A 25,010-nucleotide genomic window follows, 5' to 3' on the forward strand; every position below is an offset into this window, starting at 1 on the left:
AGCGCGAGCCTTCCCGTGACCGACGACCTCGACCAGCGCATGCAGTTCGCCATCGACCTCGCGCGGCGCGCCGGCGAGCTTGGGCTGAAATATTTTCGCGACCTCGAAAACCTGACGATCGAGAGCAAGGGCCATCAGGATCTTGTCTCGGACGCCGACCGCGAGGTGGAACTTTTCGTCCGCGCGGCGATCGCCGAAGCCTATCCGGGCGACGGCATCGTCGGCGAGGAGCACGCGCCGGCGGCCGGCAAGACCGGCTATGTCTGGGTGATCGACCCTATCGACGGCACCGCCAATTTCGTGCGCGGCATTCCCGCCTGGTGCGTGGTGATCGCCTGCGCCAGGGACGGCGAGACCGTCGTCGGCGTCATCCACGAAGCCTCGACCGGCGAGACCTTCCACGGTCGCCTTGGCGGCGGCGCTTTCGTCAACGGGCGGCTGATCAAGGCGAGCGGCGCCACGGCGCTTTCCGAAGGCTCGGTCGGAACCGGGCTTTCAAACCGGGCCGCCACCGAACATGTCGCGGTGCTGATCAGCCTGATCATGGCCGAAGGCGGCGTGTTCTTCAGGAATGCTTCCGGCGCGCTGATGCTGGCCTATGCCGCGGCCGGACGGCTGCTCGGCTATGTCGAGGAGCACATGAATGCCTGGGACTGCCTGGCCGGCATGCTTCTGGTCGAAGAGGCGGGCGGAACGATCCTCAAGCCGGATCCGAAGACCGTCATCAGCCAGGGAACGCAAGTGATAGCCGGAGGACGGCACATCTTTCCGAAGCTGCGCACGCTTTGCACGGAAGCGTTCCAAAACTGATCCTTTGGCACGGGAAGACCGCAAACAGGTGTGCGAAGGCATCGCGGACAATCCTGTAAAACAGCATCGCGGTTGCCAACCAAGGCCACGACGGGCAGAGACCTGGCGTCTACAAGACGATCACCTTGGTGCCGATTGGGGCGCGGTCGTAGAGATCGATGATGTCCTGATTCATCAGGCGGATGCAGCCCGCCGAAACGGCTTTGCCAATGGACCACCATTCTGGGCTGCCGTGCAGGCGATATCCGGTGTCGCCCTTCTCGTTGAAGAGATAGAGCGCCCGTGCGCCGAGCGGATTCATGAGTCCGCCTTCCATATGGGCCGGTATGACGTGGCCTCGATTGCGTTCGCGAACGATCATCGCCGACGGCGCGCTCCAATCCGGCCATTCGCGCTTCCTCGCGACGTGAGCGGTACCATGCCACTCGAAGCCCGCCTTGCCGACGCCGATCCCGTAGCGCATCGCCTGACCGTCGCCCAGCACGTAGTAGAGGAATTTCGCCCCTGTATCGACAATGATGGTGCCGGGCGCCTCATCGGTCGGATAAGCCACCGTCTGCCGGTGGAATTTCTGGTCGACCTTGTAGATGGGAACCGGTGGAATGCGGAAGCTGGCGTCGGTGAGGCCGCCATAGGCCGCAGGAGACGTCTGCAATGCGCCGCCGGTGGTGCAGCCGGAGAACGCGACCATTCCGGCAAGTATCCCGATCAGGATCGATTTGGCGCGCATGATCCAAGCCGGCGCTCGTGCCGGCGATCTGCCGCATCTTGCCTATTCGTAGTCCCGCACGCCTCGATTGCCAAGCGGCCATGTTCTCCGCTGGCGGATTGCCGGCGTACGACGGCAAAGACGTTTTTCAGACTTATTCGCGACGCAAAGTCACGCCCCACAGGGCAAAGCTTCCCCCCGGCCGATATGCAACCGGGCATCGATGAGATCGTCCCGTCCGAAAAAATCCTCTCCGGACAATTAGATAGAGCAAATCCGGATCGACCCCGGCATATGGCGGGCTGGTCCGTTTTCCAGGCTCACGCGGGGCAGCAGACACCTTGCGCAGGATGCTTGCGCCCCGTGCCGCCTGTTCTTATATACGCGCCAGCCGTCCGGCCTTGAAAAACCGGGGACCGTGGCGGAATTTCTTGTGAACAGGGGCTTTCGTCGGAACGCCTTATCAGGGTCCTGAGAGCCTGCTTAGCGGAGAGACTAGAACAATGGCAAAAGTTATCGGTATCGACCTCGGAACCACGAACTCCTGCATCGCCATCATGGACGGCAAGGAGCCCAAGGTTATCGAGAATGCGGAAGGCGCGCGCACGACCCCTTCCATCGTCGCCATCAACAGCGACGGAGAACGCCTCGTCGGCCAGCCGGCCAAGCGCCAGGCGGTCACCAATCCTGAAAACACCATCTTCGCGGTCAAGCGCCTGATCGGCCGCCGCTATGACGATCCGGTGACGGAGAAGGACAAGAAGCTTGTCCCCTACAAGATCGTCAAGGGCGACAATGGCGACGCCTGGGTCGAGGCCGGCGGCAAGAAGCTGTCGCCCAGCCAGATCTCGGCCATGATCCTGCAGAAGATGAAGGAAACGGCGGAAGCCTATCTCGGCGAGAAGGTCGAGAAGGCGGTCATCACCGTTCCGGCCTATTTCAACGACGCCCAGCGCCAGGCGACCAAGGACGCCGGCAAGATCGCCGGGCTCGAAGTGCTGCGCATCATCAACGAGCCGACGGCAGCCGCGCTCGCCTACGGTCTCGAGAAGAAGGACGGCAAGACCATCGCCGTCTATGACCTTGGCGGCGGCACGTTCGACATTTCGGTGCTCGAGATCGGCGACGGCGTCTTCGAGGTGAAGTCGACCAATGGCGACACCTTCCTCGGCGGCGAGGACTTCGACATGCGCCTGGTCGAGTACCTGGCGGCGGAGTTCAAGAAGGAGCAGGGCATCGACCTCAAGGCCGACAAGCTCGCGCTGCAGCGCCTGAAGGAAGCCGCCGAAAAGGCCAAGATCGAGCTGTCGTCGACGACGCAGACCGAGATCAACCTGCCCTTCATCACCGCCGACGCCACCGGGCCGAAGCACCTGACGATGAAGCTCACCCGGGCGAAGTTCGAGAGCCTGGTCGAGGATCTCGTGCAGCGCACCATCGACCCCTGCAAGGCGGCGCTCAAGGATGCCGGCCTCAAGGCGGGCGAGATCGACGAGGTGGTCCTGGTCGGCGGCATGACCCGCATGCCCAAGATCCAGGAGATCGTGAAGCAGTTCTTCGGCAAGGACCCGCACAAGGGCGTCAACCCGGATGAGGTGGTCGCGCTCGGCGCCGCCATCCAGGCCGGCGTGCTGCAGGGCGACGTCAAGGACGTGCTGCTCCTCGACGTGACGCCGCTGTCGCTCGGCATCGAAACGCTGGGCGGCGTGTTCACCCGGCTGATCGAGCGCAACACCACGATCCCGACCAAGAAGAGCCAGGTGTTCTCGACGGCCGAGGATTCGCAGTCGGCGGTGACGATCCGCGTCTTCCAGGGCGAGCGCGAGATGGCGGCCGACAACAAGCTGCTCGGCCAGTTCGACCTTGTCGGCATCCCGCCGGCTCCGCGCGGCGTGCCGCAGATCGAGGTCACCTTCGACATCGACGCCAACGGCATCGTCAACGTCTCGGCCAAGGACAAGGGCACCGGCAAGGAGCACCAGATCCGCATCCAGGCCTCGGGTGGTCTGTCCGACGCCGACATCGAGAAGATGGTGAAGGACGCCGAGGCCAATGCCGAGGCCGACAAGAAGCGCCGCGCCCTCGTCGAGGCCCGCAACCAGGCCGAATCCCTGGTGCATTCGTCCGAGAAGTCGCTGAAGGACTATGGCGACAAGGTCTCGGAGGCCGACCGCACCGCGATCGCCGACGCCATCAGCGCGCTGAAGGCTGCCGCCGAGGGCGACAACGTGGCCGACATCGAGGCCAAGTCGCAGTCGCTCGCCGAAGCTTCGATGAAGCTTGGCCAGGCCATGTACGAGGCCTCGCAGAAGGAAGCGGCCGAAGCCGACGCCAAGGCGGACGCCGCCAAGGATTCGGACGTGGTCGACGCCGACTTCGAGGAAATCGACGAAGACGACGACAAGAAGAAGTCGGCCTGAGCCGGCCGACGGCGAATAATGCGAAAAGCCCGGCGCGAAGCCGGGCTTTTTTGCAACCTTCGCTGAAAAAGTGCAGGTCCGGCCTAAAAAGTGACGGAAAAACATGGCGTGAGCCCGGCTCGGCTCTGGCATCCGGGCAGCATCGCTCCTAAATCGAACAACGTGCCGGCAAACGACGCAACAATGCTTGAAGACATTGAGCATCCGGACCGCGGGAAAAAATGAAAGCTGATTTCTACGAAACGCTGGGCGTGCAAAAAGGCGCCGACGACAAGGAGCTCAAGAGCGCTTTCCGCAAGCTCGCCATGCAGTTCCATCCCGACCGCAACCCCGGCGATCATGCCTGCGAGCACAAGTTCAAGGAAATCAACGAAGCTTACGAGACGCTGAAGGACCCGCAGAAGCGCGCGGCCTACGATCGTTTCGGCCACGCCGCCTTCGAACAGGGCGGCATGAATGGCGCGGCGCACGGCTTCGGCGCCGGCGGTTTCGCCGACATCTTCGAGGACATTTTCGGTGACATGATGGGCGGCCGCCAGCGCCGCTCGTCGGGCGGCCGCGAGCGCGGGGCGGACCTGCGCTACAACATGGAGATCTCGCTCGAGGAGGCATTCTCCGGCAAGACGGCGCAGATCCGCGTGCCGGCCTCGATTTCCTGCTCGGAATGCTCCGGCAGCGGCGCCAAGCCCGGCACGCAGCCGGTAACCTGCGCCATGTGCCATGGCCACGGCAAGGTGCGGGCAACACAGGGTTTCTTCTCGATCGAGCGCACCTGCCCGCAATGCCAGGGCCGAGGCCAGACGATCAAGGACCCCTGCCCGAAATGCGCCGGCCAGGGCCGCGTCACCGAGGAGCGTTCACTGTCGGTCAACATCCCGGCCGGCATCGAGGACGGAACCCGCATCCGGCTTGCCAATGAGGGCGAAGCCGGCCTGCGCGGCGGCCCTTCGGGCGATCTCTACATCTTCCTCGCGGTCAAGCCGCACGAATTCTTCCAGCGCGACGGCGCCGACCTCTACTGCAAGGTGCCGATCTCGATGACGACCGCCGCGCTTGGCGGCTCGTTCGAGGTCACCACGCTCGACGGCACGCAGACCAAGGTGAAGGTGCCGGAAGGCACCCAGAACGGCCGCCAGTTCCGGCTGAAGGGCAAGGGCATGCCGGTGCTGCGGCAGCCCAATGTCGGCGACCTCTACATCCAGACGGCGGTCGAGACGCCGCAGAACCTGTCGCGCCGCCAGCGCGAGCTTTTGGAAGAGTTCGAGCAGCTCTCCTCGAAGGACAACTCGCCCCAGTCGAGCGGCTTCTTCGCCCGCATGAAGGACTTTTTCGAGTCCTTCGGCGACCGCTGACGTTTTTTTGACGCAAGTCGTCATCGCAAAACCGCTTCACACTTTTGGGGCGACTTGCGTTGGCGACATTCCCAAGGGTCATCAACACCTTATGCCACGTTGACGCCTTGCCTTGTTCCACCTAGCTGATAAGTAGCGGTCGGGGAGCGTTGAGGAGAGCTCGCATGGCACGTGGTCCCGGGTTGCGCAAAGCGCTGGCGGAAAAATTCGACGACGAGCTGAAGTTCTTCAAAGGCTGGATCGACAAGCCGAAAGCGGTCGGCTCCATCGTTCCCACCAGTTCCGTCACCGCTCGCAAGATGGCCTCGATCGTCAACCCGAAATCGGGCCTGCCGGTGCTGGAGGTCGGACCCGGCACGGGCGTCATCACCCGCGCCATCCTGGCCCAGGGCGTGAAGCCGGAAAACCTCTACGCGATCGAATATTCGACCGACTTCGTGCGCCATCTGCGCCGGCTCTATCCGCGCGTCAACATCATCGAGGGCGACGCCTTCAATCTCGACGCCACGCTCGGCGACAAGCGCGACATGGTTTTCGATTCCGTCGTCTCCGGCGTGCCGCTGCTCAATTTCCCCGTCGCCCAGCGCATCGCCTACATCGAAAGCCTGCTCGACCGCATCCCCGCAGGCCGGCCGATCGTGCAGCTGACCTACGGCCCGATGTCGCCGATCCCGCCCGGCCGCGGCGACTACACGGTCAAGCATTTCGACTTCATCATCCGCAACATTCCGCCGACGCAGCTGTGGATCTACAGGCGCAAGGCGCATTAGATTCTGCCTGCGAAAGTGTTCGCTTATCGCCGGTGGCGGCAGCGTCCTGGCGGTTGGCCGAAACGCCAGTCACTTCGTCATCCACGGGCGGAGCAAGGAGCGAAGCGACGCGGCGCAGACCCGAGGATCCATTCCGTGACTTCGAAGCGTTGTGGCGATCCAGAACTCTGCTCCGCTGCGCTCTACGATTGAGGTAACGGAATGGATCCTCGGGTCTTCGCGACGCCGCTTCGCGGCTGCTCCGCCCGTGGATGACGAAGTTCGCAGGTCGCGACCAATCCTCCAACGTTTTCTGATCTCATTGCGTTGATTTGAGCGACCCTTGGCTGTACCTGTCCGAGAACAAGGGTGGCCAATGGCAGTGATCCCAAGAATCCTCGTCTTCGCCGGCTCGGTCCGCACCGGCGCATTCAGCGGCCGGACGGCCGACGTGGCGCAGAAGGAGCTCGCCATGCAGGGCGCCGAGGTGACGCGCATCTCGCTTGGCGACTATCCGCTGCCGATCATGGACGAGGACCTCGAGCAGGAAAAAGGCATTCCCGAAAACGCCGTGAAGCTCGCCCGGCAAATCGCCGATCATGACGGGCTTCTGATCGCGACGCCCGAATATAACGGCTCGATCCCGCCGCTCTTGAAGAATTCGATCGACTGGGTGAGCCGGCTCCGGCGCGACGGCAGCCGCTCGTTCAGGCCGCTTTACGGCAAGCCTGTCGGCCTTTGCTCCTCCTCGGAGGGCAAGTTTGCCGGCATACGCTGCATCAACCATCTGCGCGCGGTTCTGGTGCGCTGCCAGATGGAAGTGATCACGCCGGAATGCTCGGTTTCCAGCGCCAATGAGGCCTTCGCCGAGGACGGACAATTCCGCGACGCCAGACTGCAGCAATCGATGGAGCGCCTATGCCATACACTGATCGAAACCTCGCGCATGCTGTCGGTGCGGATCGAGGCCTGATGCATCCGGTCGAGACCTTGCACGCCAAGTCCATGCAAGAGAGGCTGATCGTCGGCCTCGACGTGCCGACGCTGCAGGAAGCCGAGAAGGCGGTGCGCGAGCTCGAAGGCGTCGTCTCCTTCTACAAGATCGGCTATCAGCTCGCCTTTGCCGGCGGGCTCGATTTCGCACGCGAGCTGGTGAGCGGCGGCACCAAGGTCTTCCTCGACATGAAGCTGCTCGACATCGACAACACCGTGGCCAAGGGGGTCGAGAACATCGTCAGGATGGGGGTCTCGATGCTGACGCTGCATGCCTATCCCAAGGCCATGAGGGCGGCGGTCGAGGCGGCCAAAGGCAGCGATCTCTGCCTGCTCGCGGTGACCGTGCTGACGTCGATGGACGAGCAGGACATGATCGATGCCGGCTACGAATATGATCCGCACACGCTGGTTCTGCGGCGCTCCGAACAGGCGCTGCATGCCGGCATGGGCGGCATCGTCTGCTCGGCCGAGGAGGCTTCCGCCGTGCGGCGGATCGTCGGGCCCGACATGGCGGTGGTGACGCCAGGCATAAGGCCGGCGGGCAGCGACCACGGCGACCAGAAGCGCGTCGTGACGCCGGCGCAGGCGATCCGCAACGGCTCCAGCCACCTCGTCGTCGGCCGGCCGATCGTCGCGGCGCCGGACCGGCGCACGGCGGCCGAGGATATCCTGGCCGAAATGTGCTCGGCATAGGCTGGTCCGCGCGCGAAACAAACAGGGAGAAAAGAATGCCAAAGGGATATTGGATCGCCCGCGTCGATGTGCGCGATCCGGAGGGCTACAAGGACTATGTCGCCGCCGCCAAGCTCGCCTTCGATCGTTTCGGCGTGAAATTCCTGGCGCGCGGCGGCGAGCATGAGAAGGCCGAGGGGCCAGGCCGGGCGCGCAACGTGATCATCGAGTTCGAATCGCTCGCGGCAGCGCATGAGTGCTACCACTCGCCGGAATATCAGCGTGCCGTCACCATCCGCCAGAAGGTAGCCGACGGCGAGATCGTGCTGGTCGAGGGGGTTTAGTTCGCCGGCGCAGGGTTGGCACCCTGGAAATTGGCCGAAACGCCCATCTTGTCGTCATCCACGGGCGGAGCAAGGAGCGAAGCGACGCGCGCAGACCCGAGGATCCTGTGACTTCAACGCGCCGCTACGGTCCAGAATTCTGCTCCGCTGCACTCCACGGCCGAGGTAACGGCATGGATTCCAGGGTCTGCGCCGCGTCGCTTCGCTCCTTGCTCCGCCCTGGAATGACGAAGCTTGTCAGGTCTCAGCCAATCATGAGTGTCACGCCCTCAACCGGTTCGCCGCCGTCTCAGCCATCGCGTCCGCAAGGCCCATCCCCCATTGCCTGCGGCAATAGTCGCGAAAATCGAAGCAGGGCAGACCGGGGCAGACTTCGAACTCGATGAGATGGATGGTGTCGTCCGCCTCGACCCTGAGATCGATCGAGAAGACATCCCTCAGGCCAAGCCCAGCGATCAGCTTTTGCGCCATGGCGCGGATCGCCTGGTCGGCCGCCGGCTGGCTGGCGGCGACCGGCTCGAGTTCCGGCTCGGCATAGATGCCGGCCTCCCTGGCGGCCTGGCCGGTGTCGCCATAGAGCGCCATCGAGTCGGCCATGGTCTGGAAGTCGGCGCCGGACTCGACGAAGGCGATGCCGAGCGCCTCCATGCCGGTTTCCTGCTTCAGCCCCAGGAAGCTCGCGCGCACGTTGCGGCCGGCGACATAGGGTTGGACGACGACATCGTCGCGGTAGTGGGCAAAGACGCGCCGGCTAAGCTCCAGCGCATGGCCGGGATCGGTGATGCGCGAATCCGGCCAGATGCCGATCTTGGCGCCGAGCCGGTTGGGCTTGACGAACCAGCCGGCGGGCGAGGCCGGCGGCTCGACCAGCCACGTGCCGTTGCGCGCCAGGCCGGCCGGCGGCACCGGCAGGCCGAGCGCCGCGAGCACGGCGCCGGAGCGGAACTTGTCCTGGCAGAGCGCGAACAGCGAATCGTCGGCGCCGATGGTGCGCAGCCCGTTCAGCCGCGCCATGGCGGGCGCTGCGCCGCCGCGGAAATAGGCGACGCCGTCGGTCAGCGTCCAGACCAGCGTCGCCTGCGGATTGGCCTTCGCCAGCACCGCAGTCGCATCGTCCAGCTCGACGGCCATGAAAGCGAGGCCGCGCCTTTCGCAGGCGGCGGCGAGCTGACCGAATTCCGGCGCGAGATCGGTCGACTGCGCCAGATAGGACGAGATCTCGGTGGCGCGTTCAGCTGGATAGCCGTCGGCGACGAGCCGGTCGAAACAAGCTTTCTCCGACTCATGGACGAGAATCAGCGTCGGCTGGCTGTGCGGCATGGAATGGACGGCTCCGGCAAATCAGGTGCTACCATCGCATGGCTGGCGCGGCTGGCTTGCGGGAAACCGACCGGGCCGGGCGATAATCCGCCAGCCGCTCAGGCGATCAGCACGCGCGGCTCGAAGCGACCTTTGACCGGAATATCGAGCAGGAAGGTCATGCCAGCCTGCGGGTCGAGAGCGCGCTGCTTGTCGTCCTTGCCCTTCCAGGCCGACGTCACGGCGATGCGGTCGGCTTTCTGGCCGACAAAGGCGGGGCAGGAAGGCTGCGTCACCGGCATCGCGATCTCGCGCAGCAGCGTGCCGTCGGGCGAATAGGCCTTCACCGCCTTGCCGCCCCAGACCGCGTTCCACAGCACGCCGTCGCTGTCGACGACCGACCCGTCGACATAGCCTTTCTGCGAGCGATGATCGACGAAGACTTTCGGCTCGCCTGTCGGCAAGCCTGTCGCCGGATCGCAGGCGACACGCATCAGAAGTCCGGTTGCCGTATCAGTGTAATAGGCAATCGCTCCGTCCTCGGAAAAGCAGATCGAATTGGAGACGGTGATGTCCGAGAACAGCCGGCGCAATTCGCCCTTGAAGAACCAGTAGATCGAGCCGGCGCCCTTGCCCTCGGCCTTGCCCATCGTACCGGTCCAGAAGGCGCCGCATGGGTGGACGCGGGAATCATTGGAGCGGGTAAGCGGATTGTCGGCTTCGATCGGCGTGTGCAGCGTCAGCTTGCCGGTCTTGACGTCCCTGACCTGCAGGCCGACTTCCGTGGCGATCAGCTGGCGGGCATCGTCGATGACGGCGATGGCGCTGGCCATGACGCCAAGATCATGGATTTTCAGCGCGCCGGCGAGCGGCTTTTCCAGAAGCTTGCCGTTGACGATGTCGAACCAGAACAGCGTGTCGGTGGCGGGATCGTAGCTCGGGCCTTCGCCAAGCTCGCAAATGTGGTCGCTGAGAACCGAAACGCTGTCCATCATTGCCCTCCGAAGGCTTCGTCCCAGGCGGCGACCGCGGCGCGGGCGCGCTGCGCCACGTCCTCGACGCCGGCGCCCGGCTTGTAGAGGCTCGATCCCAGGCCGAACACGCTGACGCCGACCGCCTTGTAGCCGACAAAATCCTTGTCGGAGACGCCGCCGACGGCGCCGATCAAGGTCGTTGCCGGCAGCACCGCGCGGACCGCCGCTATGCCGCCGGCGCCGAGCACGCTCGCCGGAAAGAATTTGAGCGCCGAGGCGCCGAGCCGGATCGCCTGGAAAGCTTCTGTGGGCGTGAACACGCCCGGCATCGTCACCATGCCGTGATGCATCGCGCGACCCATCACCTCGGCATCGATGTTGGGGCTGACCAGCAGCCGGCCGCCGGCCTTGTGCAAGGCATCGACATGGGCGGCCGTCAGCACCGTGCCGGCGCCGACCAGCGCGGTCTTGGGCAACGCCTCAACGATGCTGGCGATGGAGACGAACGGTTCCGGCGAGTTCAGCGGCACCTCGATCGCCTCGATGCCGGCATCATGGACCGACTTGCCGATCGCTACCGCTTCGCCCGGCTTCAGCCCGCGCAGGATGGCGACGAGACCGCGTTTCAATTTCGGAAAAGGCGCAGTCTGCGTCACGCGACACCTCCAATCATGCCATTTTCGCGCGCGGCCTCGACGAGGCCGGCGCGCACCGCTTCATCCGCATCGACGATCCGGAAGGCAAGGCCGGCGAGCCCGAGAGCGACAGCGTAGAGCGCGGCCAGCGCGCCGGAGGCGATCAACACCACCGGCGCCTCGCTGGCGCCATAGCGGCGCTTGGCCGAAGCGATCTCGCCGCCGATCAAGAGACCGGACAGGCAGGCCGCCGCCTCGTCCGACTTCAAATCCTGCAGCAGCCCGGCGGCGCGGATCGCGAACAGTTTCGAGGTGACGTCGCCGCCCTCGCCCAGCGCTTGGCCGCACCACTGGCGGAAAAACGGGCTGTCCGACGCGACAGGCGCCGGATGCTCGCCCAGCGAATGCTTCAGGATCGAGTGCGCGGCAAGCACCGAAAACAGCTCGCCCGTCGGCCAGGTTCCGAAACCGGCGACCGCGCCGTCCTCGACCGCGACCCATTTCGAATGGGTGCCCGGCATGCAGACGAGATGGCGACCCTTTGCCGGCAAACCGGCGCCGGCAAGCTGCGTTTCCTCGCCGCGCATGACATCCGGCGCGTCGGCCAGGCGCTGGGCGAGGCCCGGAACGATGCGGATGTCGCGGCTCGAGCCTTCGATGCGGGCAGCGCCTGCAAGGATGGCGCCGATCGGCGCCGGCACGGCGACATAGGGCGCCTCGATCCAGCCCTGGCGGGAACCCGCCATGCCGCAGATGATGACGGGCAAGGCCTCCGGCGCGCCCATGGCGGCGAGATGGCCTTCAAGCACCTTGGCAAAGCCTTGTTCGCGCGCGGTGATCAGCCCGTCGTCGCCGCGCCGCTCCGCGAGCACATGGCCCGCGGCATCGAGCAGCCAAGCCCTGAGCCTCGTCGTGCCCCAGTCGAGGGCGGCGACCGCCGGCGCGCCGCTCACAGCACGCCTCCGTCGACGATCAGCATCTGCGCCGTCAGCATGCGCGAGGCATCCGAGGCCAGGAACAGCACCGTGCCGACGATGTCGTCCGGCTGCATGACTTGCTTGATGCATTGCTTGGCGACATGGGCGGCAAGCGCCTCCTCGGTGACCCAAAGTTCGCGCTGGCGCTCGGTGATCACCCAGCCTGGCGCAACCGCGTTGACGCGGATGCCGTCGGCGCCGAGCTTGCCGGCAAGGCCCTTGGTGAGGCCGAGTATGCCCGCCTTGGCGGCGGTGTAGGCCGGCAGGTCGGGGTGGTTGATGAGATAGGACGTGGAGCTGAAGTTGATGATCGAGCCGCCGCCGGCCCGCTTCATGCCCGGCGCCACCGCCTGGGCGGTGAAGAAATGCGGCCGCAGGTTTATGGCAAGATTGTTGTCCCAGAACTCGACCGTGACGTCCTTCACCTCATGGCGGTCGTCGAGCGCAGCATTGTTGACGAGCGCCGTGACATCGCCATGCGCCTTTGCCGCCTTGGCCACCGCGGCGCGCAGCGCCTCGACGTCGCGCAGGTCGGTCTTGAGATAGAGCGGCCGCCGGCCGAGCTGCTTTTCGACGCGGTCGGCGAGCGCCGTGCTGGACTTGTCGGCGATGTCGATGAAGGCGACCTTGGCGCCCTGCCGCATGAAGCCCTCGGTCAGCGCCGCGCCGATGCCGGAACCGCCGCCGGTGATCAGCACCGAAGCGCCGTCGAGGTCGGCGAAACGCGCCGATGGCATCATGATTTCTTTCTCCCTTTGGCCGGCGCGCATCCTAGCCATGCCGGCCCCCGGGGCAAGGGAGAAAAGGCGAATTCAGTAGCTTATGTCCGACAAATGATATCTGCACCTCCTCCCCGGAAGCAGCTCAAGGTTCGTTGAGATTCAGGTCAGGCCGAGTCGAAAATGGTGGCATCCGAGAACCGGCCTACGCCGGCCGTAGCCTTCATAGAGCGGAGACCCTTAAGAGGGCTTCGGCCGGCGAAGGCCGGAGCGGAACGTACTTAAAGTACGTGAGCACCGGCCTATGCCGGCTGCAGCCTTAATTTAGCTGCCAAACCATTCGTGAATGCTTCGGCCGGCGAAGGCCGGAAGCGCAGGAGGCCGCCATTTGCAGACCGGCCTCACCTGAATATCAACAGACCTTGTCAGATCGCCTTGGCATGCAGCGCGCCGCGGTAGGAATCGCGAAGATAGCCGAGCGTGGCGTCGGCATCGACCGGCTTGCCGAACAGGTAGCCCTGGCCACCGGCGCAGCCGAACTGGACGAGGCGGTCGGCCTGCGCTTCCTCCTCGATGCCTTCGGCCACCACGTCCATGCCGAGCCCTTCGCACATGGCGAGGATGGCGCGGATGATGTGTTCGGAGGGCCGGTCGTCGAGGATGGAGGAGACGAAGGCGCGATCGATCTTGAGCTTGTCGAAATGGAATTCGCGCAGCCGTCCGAGCGAGGACTGGCCGGTGCCGAAATCGTCGAGCGAGACGCGGATGCCGACCCGGCGCAGATCCTCGACGATCTTCTCGGCCGAAGCCGGATCGGTCATCAGGCCGGTTTCGGTGATCTCGATCTCCAGCCGGCGCGGATCGAAACCGGTGCGGTCGAGGATGGCGAGGATATGCAGGCCGGTGTTCTGGTCGACCAGCTGCGAGGGCGACAGGTTGAAGGACAAGAACAAGTCCTTCGGCCAGCTGCGGGCCGATTCGGTCGCCTTGCGCAGCACCAGTTGCGACAGCGGGCCGATGATGCCGCGCTCCTCGGCGATAGGAATGAAGACGTTCGGCGGCACCATGCCGAGATCGCGGTCGGTCCAGCGGGCCAGGGTCTCGAAGCCGATGGTGCGGCGACTGTTGAGATCGACGATGGGCTGGAAATGCGGCTCGACCTCGCCGGCCGAGACGGCACGGCGCAGCGCCTGCTCGATGCGGGTGACGCGTTTTGCGGCCTCCTCCATCTCGCGGGTGTAGACGACGACGCGGCCACGGCCCGAGCGCTTGGCGTGGTACAGCGCTGTCTCGGCCTTGTTGATCAGGATCTCGGTGGTCTCGTCGCCGGAATAGAACAGCGAGCAGCCGACCGAGGCCGACAATCTCGCGGTGCGCTCGCCGACGTCATAGGGCGCCGACAGGATCTCGATCAGCATGCGCGACTTCTCGGCCGCCTGCTCCTCGCTGAACACCATCGGGTAGAGGAAGGCGAACTCGTCGGCGCCGATGCGGCAGACGGTGGAATAGCCGTCCATCGAGGCGCGCAGGCGCATCGCCACCTGGATCAGGATGTCGTCGCCGGCCTTGTGGCCGAACAGGTCGTTGATCGGCTTGAAACCGTCGAGATCGAGGATGCCGACCGTGAAGGGCGCGGGATCGTCGGCGCGGTCGCTGATCAGGCGATCGACCTTGTCGAAGAAGCGACGATGGTTGCCAAGTCCGGTCAGCGGATCGGTGAAGGCCAGATCCGTGTTTTCCCTGCCTGGCTGCCCGGTGCCAAACGTCGTTTGCATCATGTCCCTGTTGTGATGGCGGTATTTATCCTCAGACTGGCAGCAAAGCGTTTAGGAAAAGTATCGGAAAATCGATTTTTCGAGCGCTCGCCGGAGTCTGCGCGACGCTTAACCGGCTCGCCTGACGCGATAGACTTCGATCGGGCTGCCTTTGGTCTCGGCGACCGGCTCGAGCCAGTCCGGAACGCTGCCTTGAAGCAGGTCGGAAAGGAGGCCGAGCGGTGCCTTTTTGACCAGCATCACGCTTTCGAAGCTGCCGCGGCAGATCGCCACGAGGCCGACGCGATGCGCCTCCACGATCTTGCGCGCCTCGTCCGGCGTGCCGAGAAACGCGTCCAGCACCAGAAGATTGCCGGCGACATTGCGATGATAGGGGCCGGCGAAGACGCGATGCCCGGAGAAGGCCAGGATCGGCGACCCGATGTCGGAGGGGGCGAGCACGGCGGTTTCGGGCATGCGGCCAAGCGCCGCGAAGCTGGCGTCCTTCCCGCAATCCCTGTCGATGTCGCCGGCGTCCGCGACGGGCGCGTTTTTTTCCAATGCCGTCGAGGTCGCCGCGGCGGCGCCCATCCAGACCGGATTGATCGACACAAGCCAGACCGCGGCGAGACGCATGGCGACGGCGAGCGAGGAATTGTTCTGCGCCCGCGCCCGCCATGTCGCGATCCAGGCGGACAGCGGGATCACGGCAAGGGCGATCGAGAATGTCGAGCCGCGCACCTGCCAGGCGGCAACGCCGAAGGCGACGAGAAGCAGCGCGGCAACGAGACTGTCCTGACGGCGCCAACCGCCGCGACCGAAACGCCGCGCCATCAGGACGATCGCCACCAGCGGCGTCGCGTAGCGCGCCGCCACCAGCGCCGGCGTATCGACAATCAGCGCGAACAGCGACTGGGCTTCGCTGATGTGGTCCAGCCATAACTCCTTGAGGCGCGGATCGAGGTCGGCATAAGGCGAGGCCAGGCATTGCGGGAACAGCGCGAGCGTGACCAGGCCGACGGCCACGGCCAGCATGGCGAGCGACAACAGACGGTGCCACCGGCTTCGCGCGGTGAATTCGACCGAAGCGATGGCCGAAAGCCCGACGCCGGCGATGGCGGCGACAACGAACTGCACGGTCGAGAAGGCGTCGCATTGCGCCTCGCCCCATGCCGAGGCCGGGATGGTGGCGAGGAAGACAAGACTCGATACGCCGGCGAAGCCTAAACCGAAATCCCTGGCGATCCCGCGCTCGCCGCTCGCGTCGGCGACGAAAAGCAGCGATACGCAGACGCCGATGGTGGCGACATAGGGAACGGTTTCCATGCCGACGGCGAGCGTCAGCGCCGCGCAGAGGCCGGAAAACAGCGCTGCCGCCCGGTGGACCGGGGCCTCGAGCAGCAAAGCGAGGCTCGCCATGGTCAGCATCAGCTGGACATTATGGTGGTCGAGCGCGCCCGGCGAATAGATGCCGAGGAACTGATAGCCGGCAGCGCCGACGATGACGGAAGGCAAGACAGCGCTGCGGCCGGCGAATGCGCGCGCCGCGCGGATGGTGAAGAACAGCGCCGAGCAGAACAGCAGCGTCGGCCAGAGCACCTGCGCGATCTCCTCCGCGAGAGGCCTGCTGCCGGTCAGCGCGGAGGCGGCCAGAATGATGGCGGCGATCGGTGTGTCGACCAGCCTGGACCAGTGCATGACGAAGCCGCCCTCGAGGCCCATCCTGTACTGGTGCAGGTCGAACCAGCCCTGGCCGTTGAGCAGATCGCGAACCTCGACCAGCCGCATCAGATTGTCGTTGTCGACATCGGCCAGCGCGCTGAAGCCCATCCATGCGTTGAACGCGAAGGCAGCCAGCGTTGCCAGTAACGCCAGCATGAAATCGAACTTCCAGGTGGCGGCGCCGTCCTTGGCTGCGCTCATGGTCGAGGCCTTTGGAGCTAGAGGCTTAAACCTAGCCTTAACGGCTTCAATAAATAGTAAAGCGGCCTGAGATGCCGGCATTGGCGCGGCCGGAGGGCTCAAGCCGGGCACCGGAGACAGACATGCCGCACGAAGTCCGCAACGAACCGGCGATCGCCGTGCTGCTGCCTTGCTACAATGAGGAGCTGACGATCGGCGAGGTCGTGCGGCGTTTCCGCGAGACCCTGCCGTCAGCGTCGATCTATGTCTACGACAACAATTCCAAGGACCTGACCGCGCTCAAGGCCCGCGCCGCCGGCGCGATCGTCGTGCGCGAACCGCGGCAGGGCAAGGGCAATGTCGTGCGCCGCATGTTCGCCGACATCGAGGCCGACATCTATGTGATGGCCGACGGCGACGGCACCTATGCGCCGGAGGATGCGCCGCAGCTGATCAACGTCCTGCAGACCGAGCGCTCCGACATGGTGGTGGGCACCAGGCGCGGCGTGACCGACGACGCCGGCCGCTCCGGCCACGCCTTCGGCAACCGCATCTTCAACCGGCTCTACAAGGGCCTGTTCGGCGCCGATTTCACCGACATCTTTTCCGGCTACCGGGTCTTTTCGCGGCGCTTCGTCAAGAGCTTCCCGGCGGTTTCCGGCGGCTTCGAGATCGAGACCGAAATGTCGGTCCATGCCTCGCAGCTCAAGCTGCCGGTGAGCGAGATGGCGCTCGACTACGGCCGCCGCCCGGAAGGTTCTTCGTCGAAGCTGTCGACCTTCCACGACGGCGCCAGGATTCTGTGGATGTTCGCCATGCTGATGAAGGAGACGCAGCCGCTGCGCTTCTTCGGCACATTCGCCCTGTTCTTCCTGGCGGCCAGCATCGGCCTGATGATACCGGTGCTGATCGAGTTCGCCGAGACGGGGCTGGTGCCGCGCATGCCGACCTGGGTGCTGTCGGTCGGCATGCTGCTCTTGTCCATGCTGTCGATGGTGACCGGGCTGATCCTCGATTCCGTGTCGCGCGGCCGGGCCGAGCAGAAGCGCATCTTCTATCTTTCGATCCCTTCCGGCCGCGGCGAGCGCCGCGCAGGCGCCAACGGGCAGGCACCGCTGAAGGGTGAGGCAGGCAAGGCCTCGCGGGCGGCCTGATGGGCCGGCTTACCCGCTTCGTCCTTGCCGGCGGCATCGGCTTCGTCGCCGACGCGGTCGCGCTCTGGCTGCTGCTTGCCGTCACGCCGCTCGGGCCGCTGGCGGCGCGCGTGCTTTCGATCGGCTTTGCGCTCACCGTCACCTGGCAGTTCAACCGGCACCTGACCTTCGCGCCGTCGAGCCGGGGCATCGCGCAGGAGGGCGCGCGCTATGGCGGCGTCGGTGTCGCCACCAGCATCGTCAACTATCTCGTCTATTGCGCCTTCCTGTTCGCGCTGCCGGCCCTGCCGCCGCTGGCGGCGCTGGCGGTCGCCTCGATCGTCGCCATGGCGCTGTCCTTCCTCGGCTATTCCCGGCTGGTCTTCGACCGCTGAGCTTCTGCACCAAGCGAGCACGATTGGCAGACGCCGCCGATTTCCTTATATCGGCGGCAGAGCTCACCGGAGACTGCAGATGCCGCTGAAGATCGCCGTCCAGATGGACCATGTCTCCACCGTGTCGATCGTCGGCGACACGAGCTTCGCGCTGTCGCTGGAAGCGCAGCGGCGCGGCCACAAGCTCTTCCACTACACGCCCGATCGACTGTCGATGCTGGGCGGCAAGGTGTTCGCGCGCGTCGAGGAGATGCAGGTGCGCGACGAGAAGGGCAACCACTATTCGCTGGGCGAGCCGGTGCGCACGGATCTGTCGGAGATGGACGTGGTGCTGCTCAGGCAGGATCCGCCCTTCGACATGAACTACATCACCACCACGCATATCCTGGAACGCATCCATCCGAAGACGCTGGTGGTCAACGACCCGGCCTGGGTGCGCAACAGCCCGGAAAAGATCTTCGTCACCGAGTTTCCGGAGCTGATGCCGGAGACGCTGATCACCAAGGATCCCCGGGAAGTGACCGCCTTCCGCAAGGAGTTCGGCGACATCATCGTCAAGCCGCTCTACGGCAATGGCGGCGCCGGTATCTTCCATCTGCAGGAGGCCGACCGCAACCTTGCCTCGCTGCTCGAAATGTTCGGCCAGTTGTTCCGCGAGCCCTATATCGTGCAGCGCTACCTCAAGGACGTGCGCAAGGGCGACAAGCGCATCATCCTGATCGACGGCGAGCCTGTGGGCGCCATCAACCGCGTGCCGGCCGAGCACGACTCGCGCTCCAACATGCATGTCGGCGGCCGCGCCGAGAAGACCGAGCTGACGGAGCGCGAGCGCGAGATCTGCGCCCGCATCGGCCCAGCGCTCAGGGAACGCGGCTTCATCCTCGTCGGCATCGACGTGATCGGCGACTGGATGACCGAAATCAACGTGACCTCACCGACCGGCATTCGCGAAGTGCAGCGTTTCGGCGGAGCCGACATCGCCAGCCTGTTCTGGGACTGCGTGGAAGACAAAAGGCGATAGCAGCGCCTCCGGTTCACGAAAACGGTGAACCGCGCTATCTGACGGAGACCTGCTTCGCGCTGAAGTTGCTCTCAGCCGGCCTGACGTGCTGCTCGGCGCTCACCCCGATACAGACGAAGCGCTCGTTGCCTTGCACCCAGGCGTCGTGGCCTGGGCGATATCGTGCAGGGCGCGCCCTGCGTGGACGCCTCGCGGGTTCCGTGATCCGTCTTGAGGACCGGCTTCATACATTCGGGTCGCAGCGACCGTAAGCACCTTTGCGCTTGCCTTGAAGGCATCTATTTTGGAGGGTAGTCGCCGGTCGTGGGCACAGAATGTCGGTACTGTCTTCCTCAAGACTCTACATGCCGCTCAACGCGGTGCTGGCCGCGCCCGGGCTTCTGGCGGTGGCTGCGCTCACGATACCGGACATGTCCGGATCTGGCAGACTGGGTCTGGCTGCCGTGCTCGCGGTCATTTGGGGCGCCTATCTTCTGCAGATGGCAGCGACGCTGCTCAAGCGCCGGGCGGGAGACGTTCGGACGCCGACAATCGCCATCGATGTGCTCGCGGTCTTGGTTCCACTCGCCGCGTTTCTGTTCATCGGCGGGCCCGACTGGAGCCTCTATTGTGCCGTGTGGCTGCTGAAGCCGCTGCGCGACTCGACTTTCTTCCCGCTGCTGGGCAGGGTCCTGACCAACGAAGCGCGAAACCTGATCGGCGTCACCACCGTCTTCGGCGTCGTTTTGTTCGGTGTCGCGCTCGCGGCCTATGTCATCGAGCGCGACATCCAACCGGAAAAGTTCGGCAGCATTCCCCAGGCGATGTGGTGGGCTGTGGTCACGCTGTCCACCACCGGCTATGGCGACGCCATTCCGCAAAGCTTCGCCGGACGCGTCCTTGCCGGGCTGGTCATGATGAGCGGCATCGGCATCTTCGCGCTCTGGGCTGGCATTCTTGCCACCGGCTTCGCTCAAGAAGTCCGTCGCGGGGATTTCGTCCGCAATTGGCAATTGGTCGCCGCCGTGCCGTTGTTTCAAAGGCTCGGCCCGGCCGCGCTGGTCGAGATCGTGCGCGCGCTACGACCTCGCATCGTGCCGGCGGGCGCCGTGATCTGCCGCAGTGGCGAGCCCGGTGATCGGATGTTCTTCGTCGTGGAGGGGCGCGTCAGCGTCGCGACACCGAACCCGGTGGAGCTTGGCCCTGGCGCCTTTTTCGGCGAGATGGCGCTGATCACCGGCGAACCGCGCATGGCGACCGTCAGCGCCACAACGGCGGTCTCGCTGCTGTCGCTGCACTCGGCGGATTTCCAGATGCTGTGCAGCAGCAGCCCGGAGATCGCGGAAGTCATCCGCAAGACCGCGCACGAGCGGCGCGGCGCGGCGCCGACGGCTTGACCGTACCAGCTGCGCAGCGCCGGATTGCGTATCACCTCGGCCCCAGGATCGTCGCTGGACGGCGCCCGCCCTTTGTGTTCCCGTAATGTTCTTGCGCGCTGCGCAAATCTGTGGTTGTCTAACCCGACTTCGCTCGCGGCTTGATCGCAAAGCCGCGCGCGAGTCTGTATCGGGGGCTCGGTAAAGATGGTGGCGCGGGTTCGCACGGTGGCTTTCCAGGGCATCGAGGCCGTGCCGGTCGATGTCCAGGTGATGGTAGCACCTGGCAAGGTCGGCATGCAGATCGTCGGCCTGCCGGACAAGGCGGTGGCCGAAAGCCGCGAGCGTGTGCAGGCCGCGCTTCATGCTTCTGGGCTGTCGATGCCGTCGAAGAAGGTGACGGTGAACCTTGCGCCGGCGGATCTGCCCAAGGAAGGCAGCCATTACGACCTGCCGATCGCGCTTGGATTGATGGCAGCACTTGGCGCCATTCCCGGCGACATGCTGGCCGGCTATGTCGTGCTCGGCGAGCTGTCGCTCGACGGCACCATCACGGCGGTGGCCGGCGCGCTGCCGGCGGCGATCGGCGCCAATGCCGAAAGCAAGGGCCTGATCTGCCCCTTCGCCTGCGGGCCGGAGGCGGCCTGGGCCGGCAAGGATTTCGACATACTGGCGCCGCGCAGCCTGATCGCCGTCGCCAATCATTTTCGCGGCACGCAGGTGCTGTCGCGGCCAGAGGCCGGCATCCAGGTCGCGGCGCGCGACCTGCCGGACCTCGCCGACATCAAGGGCCAGGAAAGCGCCAAGCGGGCGCTGGAGGTGGCGGCCGCCGGCGGTCACAACCTCCTTATGGTCGGCCCTCCAGGCTCCGGCAAGTCGATGCTGGCGCAGCGCCTGCCCTCGATCCTGCCGCCGCTGGCGCCGAAGGAATTGCTCGAAGTCTCGATGATCGCTTCCGTCGCCGGCGAGCTCGGCGAAGGTAAGCTGACGGATCGGCGGCCGTTCCGCGCCCCGCATCATTCGGCGTCGATGGCGGCGATGGTGGGCGGCGGCTTGCGGGCGCGGCCGGGCGAGGTGTCGCTCGCCCATCACGGCGTGCTTTTCCTCGACGAGTTCCCGGAATTCACGCCGCAGACGCTGGACGCGCTGCGCCAGCCGCTGGAGACCGGCGACTGCGTGATCGCGCGCGCCAACCACCGCGTCACCTACCCGGCGCGCATCCAGCTGGTGGCGGCGATGAACCCATGCCGCTGCGGCATGTCGGGCGAACCCGGCTATCGCTGCCTGCGCGGCGAGCGCTGCCGCACCGAATACCAGGCGCGCATTTCCGGCCCGCTGCTCGACCGCATCGATCTTCGGATCGAAGTGCCGGCGGTCTCGGCGAGCGACCTGATCCGGCCGGACCGCGCCGAGACGAGCGCGGCGGTGGCGCAGCGCGTGGCCCGCGCCCGGACCCTGCAGCGCGAGCGGCTCGAGAGCCTGGGCGCGTCCGTGACCACCAACGCGCATTGCCCGCCTGCGATCATCGAGGAAATCGCCAAGCCCGACGCGGCCGGGCTGACGCTGCTCAAGGACGCCAGCGACAAGCTCGCCTTTTCGGCGCGGGCCTATCATCGCGTGCTCAAAGTGGCGCGCACGCTGGCCGACCTCGACGCCAGCGAAACCGTGGGCCGCATCCATCTCGCCGAGGCGATTTCCTACCGCATGAGCGCGGAGCGGATGGCGCAGGCAGCGTAATCAAGGAATCTGCAAGGAGGCCCGGTCCGTTTCTCCGCCCCGAGTTCCTCTTCAACCGGCCTCGGGGATCAGCTTCTGCAACGTCGGCGCCATGATCGTGGCGAAAGCCGCTGTATCGCCATAGGCTCGCGCGGAAAGCATCGCCCCGTGAACGGTCGCCATGAAGGCCTCCGCCTCGACGCGCGGCACGGCGGAAATTGCCAGTGTGCCTTGCGCGGCGCCGCGCTCGATGACGCCGGTCAGCCAACCCGAGAGAAACTGAAAATACGCCCGGACTTCCGCGGCGACCTCTGGCGGAAGGGCCGGAAGCTCGCTGGCGAGCAAGGCGCAGACACAGAACGGCCTGCTCGCGTCCTCAATGCACTGGGCCCAGAAGCCGGCGTAGGTCCGAAGCAATTCAGGCGGCTCAGGCACATTGCGCTCAAGCTCCGCCATGCCTGTGACGGCATCCTCCAGGTAGCGCCTGACCAGGGTTTGCACCAGATCGACCTTGCTGGGGAAATGATGGTGGATGCTGGCCTTGCGGATACCGATCACCTCGGCGATATCGGCGTAGCTGAACCCGTTATAGCCGCCGGCGACGATGAAGCTTCGCGCGGCGGCCAGGATGTCATCGGCAGTGTTCGAGGGCTTGTTCATAGACATGCCAAGAGCAATTCCAGGAAAAGTGTATAGCGGTTGTCCGTCCGAAATTGCGTAAAAACAAATAGGTGGAGCAGTTCAGCGTTTCCGTGAAACGATGAACTGCTCTAACGTCCGGCGGAGAAAACCTCAACTCACGGCCCGCGGCGACTTGCGAAGGGCGCCGCCGACCGACAGCCACATGGCGGACACGAGGAAGTAGAAGGCGCCGAAAGCGGCATAGGGCGCAACATTGGCGATGCCAATGGCCTCCATGCCCGACGCCATCTTTACGAAGAACAAGCCCGCCAGCGCCGATTGGGCGCCGCTCAGGATCATCGCCCATTGGGCGCCGTTGATTTTCCAGCGGCGCACCGCGGTCAGCAGCTGAAGCGCGCCGGAGACGACGGCCCAGACACCATAGACCGCAAGCACCGCGCTCATGCTGCGGCCAAGCGCGACGGCAACGGCAATCGCGGTGATGATGCTGACGACCAAGTTGAGCAGCTGCGACCTGTTGCGGCCGAGCCCGCCGCTGCGCTGCGCGTCGAGATAATTCGCAAGCGCGTCCCATGCAGGGTAGGCCACCAGCATGACGGCAGCGAGCGGTGAGCCGGTCTTCGCGACGGTGAGGGCCGCCGCGACCCAGGCAGCCGATACGGCAAACCGCAGATAATAATAGTTTTTGAGCCATGCGTTTGAAGACAGGGCACGGCTTTGATCATTCATTTGTGCAGACATGATGAGATCTCTCGTTTGAACTATCTACCAACTAGTAGGTAGATAACGGATCGTCAATGCGCCGCCGATCACCTCGACATCTCATCTATGTGATCGATCGTTTCGCGCGCATTTCCGGCCGATGCACCGGCCAATAGCGTGCATGGCAGCTTGGCGCATGCATTGTCTTATGCTGCGCTGGTCGACCCCCACTCCGTCTCGGCTTCGCCGAGCCACCTCTCCCCCGATCGACGGGGTAGAGGAAAGGCGCCAGGCTTTTTGCCGTCAGCGCTCGTCCAGCAGGGCTCCCTTCCTTTCGGTAGTGTGCTGAGAGTTCTGCAAATTCGCTGAGAGAGGGCGGTCATGGCAGGCTGGTGATTGTTCACGTCACCTGATTCCCGCGAAGGAACGCCACCATGACCAAGATCGAAGATAAATCCGCCATAGCTGCCGTCAAAGACATTCTGCTTTCGAACCCGGATGGGCTGCACGAAGTGATCCGCGCAGTGATGCAGGAGGTCCTCGAGGCCGAGATGGACGAGGCGCTGGGCGCTTCGAAGAGCGAACGGACACCGGAGCGGCTCGGCTATCGCTCTGGGTATTACGGCCGCACGCTTGTCACCCGTGTCGGCAAGCTGGAGCTGCGGGTTCCGCAGGACCGGCAGGGGCGCTTCTCCACCGAGCTGTTCGAGCGCTACCAGCGCTCCGAGCGGGCCTTGGTGGCGACGCTTGCCGAGATGTACGTGCAAGGCGTGTCGACCCGCAAGGTCAAGGCGATCACCGAGGAGCTGTGCGGGCATGCCTTCTCGGCCTCGTCGATCTCGGCCATCAACAAACGGCTGGACGAAAGCCTGAAGGCCTTTGCCGAGCGCCCGCTTCAAGAGCCCTTTGCTTACCTCGTGCTCGATGCCCGCTACGAGAAGGTGCGCGAGGCCGGCATCGTCATGAGCCAGGCGGTGCTGATCGCGGTCGGCATCGACTGGGACGGGCGGCGCCAGATCCTGGCCGTGGAGATGGCCAATCGCGAGAGCCGCTCGGCCTGGAAGGACTTCCTCGTGGCGCTCAAGGCGCGCGGTCTTAGGGGCGTCGAACTGGTCGTGTCCGACGACCATGCCGGCCTGGTCGCGGCGATCGGCGAGGTGATTCCGGAAGCGGCCTGGCAACGCTGCTACGTGCACTTCCTCAGGAACGCGCTCGATCACCTGCCGCGCAAGCACGGCGACGACTGCCTGCAGGAGCTCAGATGGCTCTACGACCGGCGCGATCTCGCCGAGGCCAAGGCCGATCTCGCCGCGTGGCTGGCCAAATGGTCGGGCCGCTATCCGCGGCTGACGACGTGGGTGGAGGAGACCATCGAGCGCACGCTGACCTTCTTTCGCCTGCCGCGCCAGCACCACAAGCACCTGAAGTCGACCAACATGCTGGAACGCCTCAACGAAGAGATCAGGCGCCGCACCTATGTCGTGCGCATCTTTCCCAACGCCGAAAGCTGCCTGCGCCTGGTCAGGGCGCTGGCCGTCGAAACCAACGAAAACTGGATGGAGGCCAACCGCTACATCAACATGGACGACCTGCGCGAGCATAAGAAGCTCGCTCTGCGCCAAGCCGCATGACCAGCCTCATGGCCGCCCCTTTTTGCAGAACTTGACGCACACAACCTTCCTTTCCCTCCGGAGGGGGGAAAGGTGGCGCTGCGAAGCAGCGACGGATTGGGGG

Annotated in this window: 23 protein-coding genes; 13 read left to right on the forward strand and 10 right to left on the reverse strand. The window is 65.1% G+C overall.

Annotated features, from left to right (window positions below):
* Positions 1–15 precede the first annotated feature (15 nt).
* Positions 16–810: an inositol monophosphatase family protein gene (locus QAZ22_RS03460; protein ID WP_278205581.1), complete on the forward strand. Its 795-nt coding sequence runs from the start codon at positions 16–18 to the stop codon at positions 808–810.
* A gap of 109 nt (positions 811–919) precedes the next feature.
* Here the strand turns inward: QAZ22_RS03460 and QAZ22_RS03465 are convergent, their stop codons facing one another.
* Complete coding sequence (locus tag QAZ22_RS03465; protein WP_278205582.1) at positions 920–1,540, reverse strand: L,D-transpeptidase; 621 nt, start codon at positions 1,538–1,540, stop codon at positions 920–922.
* A gap of 482 nt (positions 1,541–2,022) precedes the next feature.
* Between QAZ22_RS03465 and dnaK the strand changes: the two genes are divergently transcribed.
* The 6 genes from dnaK (at position 2,023) to QAZ22_RS03495 (ending at position 8,052) form a co-directional block, all read left to right on the forward strand.
* Complete coding sequence (gene dnaK, locus QAZ22_RS03470; RefSeq protein WP_278205583.1) at positions 2,023–3,939, forward strand: molecular chaperone DnaK; 1,917 nt, start codon at positions 2,023–2,025, stop codon at positions 3,937–3,939.
* Between the two features lie 221 nt (positions 3,940–4,160).
* Positions 4,161–5,291 (forward strand): molecular chaperone DnaJ, encoded by a 1,131-nt coding sequence (dnaJ, locus tag QAZ22_RS03475; protein WP_278077510.1) that lies wholly within the window; start codon positions 4,161–4,163, stop codon positions 5,289–5,291.
* Between the two features lie 164 nt (positions 5,292–5,455).
* The gene (gene pmtA, locus QAZ22_RS03480) at positions 5,456–6,061 is read left to right on the forward strand and encodes a phospholipid N-methyltransferase PmtA (protein WP_278205584.1); all 606 of its coding nucleotides are present in this window, start codon (positions 5,456–5,458) and stop codon (positions 6,059–6,061) included.
* A gap of 355 nt (positions 6,062–6,416) precedes the next feature.
* Positions 6,417–7,013, forward strand: coding sequence for an NADPH-dependent FMN reductase (locus QAZ22_RS03485; RefSeq protein ID WP_278205585.1), 597 nt, complete (start codon positions 6,417–6,419; stop codon positions 7,011–7,013).
* Positions 7,013–7,729 carry an orotidine-5'-phosphate decarboxylase gene (gene pyrF / locus QAZ22_RS03490; protein ID WP_278207780.1) on the forward strand — a complete coding sequence of 239 codons (717 nt, stop codon included), beginning with the start codon at positions 7,013–7,015 and terminating at the stop codon, positions 7,727–7,729. Before QAZ22_RS03485 ends, pyrF begins: the two co-directional genes overlap by 1 nt.
* Before the next feature lie 35 nt (positions 7,730–7,764).
* On the forward strand, positions 7,765–8,052 hold the full coding sequence (locus QAZ22_RS03495) for a DUF1330 domain-containing protein (protein ID WP_278205586.1): 288 nt from the start codon (positions 7,765–7,767) through the stop codon (positions 8,050–8,052).
* 261 nt (positions 8,053–8,313) lie between these two features.
* On the opposite strand, the gene QAZ22_RS03500 is transcribed toward QAZ22_RS03495, so the two are convergent.
* The 7 genes from QAZ22_RS03500 to QAZ22_RS03530 form a co-directional block, all read right to left on the reverse strand.
* Positions 8,314–9,372, reverse strand: coding sequence for a D-alanine:D-lactate ligase-like protein (locus tag QAZ22_RS03500; RefSeq protein ID WP_278205587.1), 1,059 nt, complete (start codon positions 9,370–9,372; stop codon positions 8,314–8,316).
* Between the two features lie 98 nt (positions 9,373–9,470).
* On the reverse strand, positions 9,471–10,346 hold the full coding sequence (locus tag QAZ22_RS03505) for an SMP-30/gluconolactonase/LRE family protein (RefSeq protein WP_278205588.1): 876 nt from the start codon (positions 10,344–10,346) through the stop codon (positions 9,471–9,473).
* Complete coding sequence (locus QAZ22_RS03510) at positions 10,343–10,981, reverse strand: 2-dehydro-3-deoxy-6-phosphogalactonate aldolase (RefSeq protein ID WP_278205589.1); 639 nt, start codon at positions 10,979–10,981, stop codon at positions 10,343–10,345. Before QAZ22_RS03510 ends, QAZ22_RS03505 begins: the two co-directional genes overlap by 4 nt.
* A complete protein-coding gene (locus tag QAZ22_RS03515) occupies positions 10,978–11,913 on the reverse strand; it encodes a 2-dehydro-3-deoxygalactonokinase (protein WP_278205590.1) in 936 nt (311 codons plus the stop codon). The genes QAZ22_RS03510 and QAZ22_RS03515 overlap by 4 nt, the downstream gene beginning before the upstream one ends.
* Positions 11,910–12,677 carry an SDR family oxidoreductase gene (locus QAZ22_RS03520; protein ID WP_278205591.1) on the reverse strand — a complete coding sequence of 256 codons (768 nt, stop codon included), beginning with the start codon at positions 12,675–12,677 and terminating at the stop codon, positions 11,910–11,912. Before QAZ22_RS03520 ends, QAZ22_RS03515 begins: the two co-directional genes overlap by 4 nt.
* Before the next feature lie 404 nt (positions 12,678–13,081).
* Positions 13,082–14,431, reverse strand: coding sequence for an EAL domain-containing protein (locus tag QAZ22_RS03525; protein WP_278207781.1), 1,350 nt, complete (start codon positions 14,429–14,431; stop codon positions 13,082–13,084).
* Between the two features lie 108 nt (positions 14,432–14,539).
* Positions 14,540–16,333 (reverse strand): GtrA family protein, encoded by a 1,794-nt coding sequence (locus tag QAZ22_RS03530; RefSeq protein WP_278205592.1) that lies wholly within the window; start codon positions 16,331–16,333, stop codon positions 14,540–14,542.
* A gap of 122 nt (positions 16,334–16,455) precedes the next feature.
* Here QAZ22_RS03530 and QAZ22_RS03535 point away from each other — a divergent pair, with 122 nt between their 5' ends.
* The 5 genes from QAZ22_RS03535 to QAZ22_RS03555 all read left to right on the forward strand — a co-directional run bounded on the left by QAZ22_RS03535 (position 16,456) and on the right by QAZ22_RS03555 (position 21,953).
* Positions 16,456–17,466, forward strand: coding sequence for a glycosyltransferase (locus tag QAZ22_RS03535; protein ID WP_278205593.1), 1,011 nt, complete (start codon positions 16,456–16,458; stop codon positions 17,464–17,466).
* The gene (locus QAZ22_RS03540; protein ID WP_278205594.1) at positions 17,466–17,840 is read left to right on the forward strand and encodes a GtrA family protein; all 375 of its coding nucleotides are present in this window, start codon (positions 17,466–17,468) and stop codon (positions 17,838–17,840) included. The genes QAZ22_RS03535 and QAZ22_RS03540 overlap by 1 nt, the downstream gene beginning before the upstream one ends.
* Before the next feature lie 79 nt (positions 17,841–17,919).
* Positions 17,920–18,861 (forward strand): glutathione synthase, encoded by a 942-nt coding sequence (gshB, locus tag QAZ22_RS03545; RefSeq protein WP_278205595.1) that lies wholly within the window; start codon positions 17,920–17,922, stop codon positions 18,859–18,861.
* A 314-nt stretch (positions 18,862–19,175) separates the two neighbouring features.
* On the forward strand, positions 19,176–20,237 hold the full coding sequence (locus QAZ22_RS03550) for a cyclic nucleotide-gated potassium channel (protein WP_278205596.1): 1,062 nt from the start codon (positions 19,176–19,178) through the stop codon (positions 20,235–20,237).
* A gap of 186 nt (positions 20,238–20,423) precedes the next feature.
* Entirely contained in the window at positions 20,424–21,953 is a 1,530-nt protein-coding gene (locus QAZ22_RS03555) for a YifB family Mg chelatase-like AAA ATPase (protein ID WP_278205597.1), read from the forward strand.
* A 51-nt stretch (positions 21,954–22,004) separates the two neighbouring features.
* On the opposite strand, the gene QAZ22_RS03560 is transcribed toward QAZ22_RS03555, so the two are convergent.
* Both QAZ22_RS03560 and QAZ22_RS03565 read right to left on the reverse strand, forming a co-directional pair.
* A complete protein-coding gene (locus tag QAZ22_RS03560; protein ID WP_278207782.1) occupies positions 22,005–22,592 on the reverse strand; it encodes a TetR/AcrR family transcriptional regulator in 588 nt (195 codons plus the stop codon).
* A 132-nt stretch (positions 22,593–22,724) separates the two neighbouring features.
* A complete protein-coding gene (locus QAZ22_RS03565; protein ID WP_278205598.1) occupies positions 22,725–23,315 on the reverse strand; it encodes a DUF308 domain-containing protein in 591 nt (196 codons plus the stop codon).
* 395 nt (positions 23,316–23,710) lie between these two features.
* Here QAZ22_RS03565 and QAZ22_RS03570 point away from each other — a divergent pair, with 395 nt between their 5' ends.
* On the forward strand, positions 23,711–24,907 hold the full coding sequence (locus tag QAZ22_RS03570; protein WP_278203348.1) for an IS256 family transposase: 1,197 nt from the start codon (positions 23,711–23,713) through the stop codon (positions 24,905–24,907).
* Positions 24,908–25,010 lie beyond the last annotated feature (103 nt).

The sequence above is a fragment of the Mesorhizobium sp. WSM4906 genome (assembly GCF_029674625.1).
GTDB lineage: Bacteria > Pseudomonadota > Alphaproteobacteria > Rhizobiales > Rhizobiaceae > Mesorhizobium.

Coding starts and splice junctions, on each gene's coding strand:
- QAZ22_RS03465 (WP_278205582.1), bottom strand. CDS start 1,540: ATGCGCGCCAAATCGATCCTGATCGGGATACTTGCCGGAATGGTCGCG.
- dnaK (WP_278205583.1), top strand. CDS start 2,023: ATGGCAAAAGTTATCGGTATCGACCTCGGAACCACGAACTCCTGCATC.
- dnaJ (WP_278077510.1), top strand. CDS start 4,161: ATGAAAGCTGATTTCTACGAAACGCTGGGCGTGCAAAAAGGCGCCGAC.
- pmtA (WP_278205584.1), top strand. CDS start 5,456: ATGGCACGTGGTCCCGGGTTGCGCAAAGCGCTGGCGGAAAAATTCGAC.
- QAZ22_RS03485 (WP_278205585.1), top strand. CDS start 6,417: ATGGCAGTGATCCCAAGAATCCTCGTCTTCGCCGGCTCGGTCCGCACC.
- pyrF (WP_278207780.1), top strand. CDS start 7,013: ATGCATCCGGTCGAGACCTTGCACGCCAAGTCCATGCAAGAGAGGCTG.
- QAZ22_RS03495 (WP_278205586.1), top strand. CDS start 7,765: ATGCCAAAGGGATATTGGATCGCCCGCGTCGATGTGCGCGATCCGGAG.
- QAZ22_RS03500 (WP_278205587.1), bottom strand. CDS start 9,372: ATGCCGCACAGCCAGCCGACGCTGATTCTCGTCCATGAGTCGGAGAAA.
- QAZ22_RS03505 (WP_278205588.1), bottom strand. CDS start 10,346: ATGATGGACAGCGTTTCGGTTCTCAGCGACCACATTTGCGAGCTTGGC.
- QAZ22_RS03520 (WP_278205591.1), bottom strand. CDS start 12,677: ATGATGCCATCGGCGCGTTTCGCCGACCTCGACGGCGCTTCGGTGCTG.
- QAZ22_RS03525 (WP_278207781.1), bottom strand. CDS start 14,431: ATGCAAACGACGTTTGGCACCGGGCAGCCAGGCAGGGAAAACACGGAT.
- QAZ22_RS03530 (WP_278205592.1), bottom strand. CDS start 16,333: ATGAGCGCAGCCAAGGACGGCGCCGCCACCTGGAAGTTCGATTTCATG.
- QAZ22_RS03535 (WP_278205593.1), top strand. CDS start 16,456: ATGCCGCACGAAGTCCGCAACGAACCGGCGATCGCCGTGCTGCTGCCT.
- QAZ22_RS03540 (WP_278205594.1), top strand. CDS start 17,466: ATGGGCCGGCTTACCCGCTTCGTCCTTGCCGGCGGCATCGGCTTCGTC.
- gshB (WP_278205595.1), top strand. CDS start 17,920: ATGCCGCTGAAGATCGCCGTCCAGATGGACCATGTCTCCACCGTGTCG.
- QAZ22_RS03550 (WP_278205596.1), top strand. CDS start 19,176: ATGTCGGTACTGTCTTCCTCAAGACTCTACATGCCGCTCAACGCGGTG.
- QAZ22_RS03555 (WP_278205597.1), top strand. CDS start 20,424: ATGGTGGCGCGGGTTCGCACGGTGGCTTTCCAGGGCATCGAGGCCGTG.
- QAZ22_RS03560 (WP_278207782.1), bottom strand. CDS start 22,592: ATGAACAAGCCCTCGAACACTGCCGATGACATCCTGGCCGCCGCGCGA.
- QAZ22_RS03565 (WP_278205598.1), bottom strand. CDS start 23,315: ATGTCTGCACAAATGAATGATCAAAGCCGTGCCCTGTCTTCAAACGCA.
- QAZ22_RS03570 (WP_278203348.1), top strand. CDS start 23,711: ATGACCAAGATCGAAGATAAATCCGCCATAGCTGCCGTCAAAGACATT.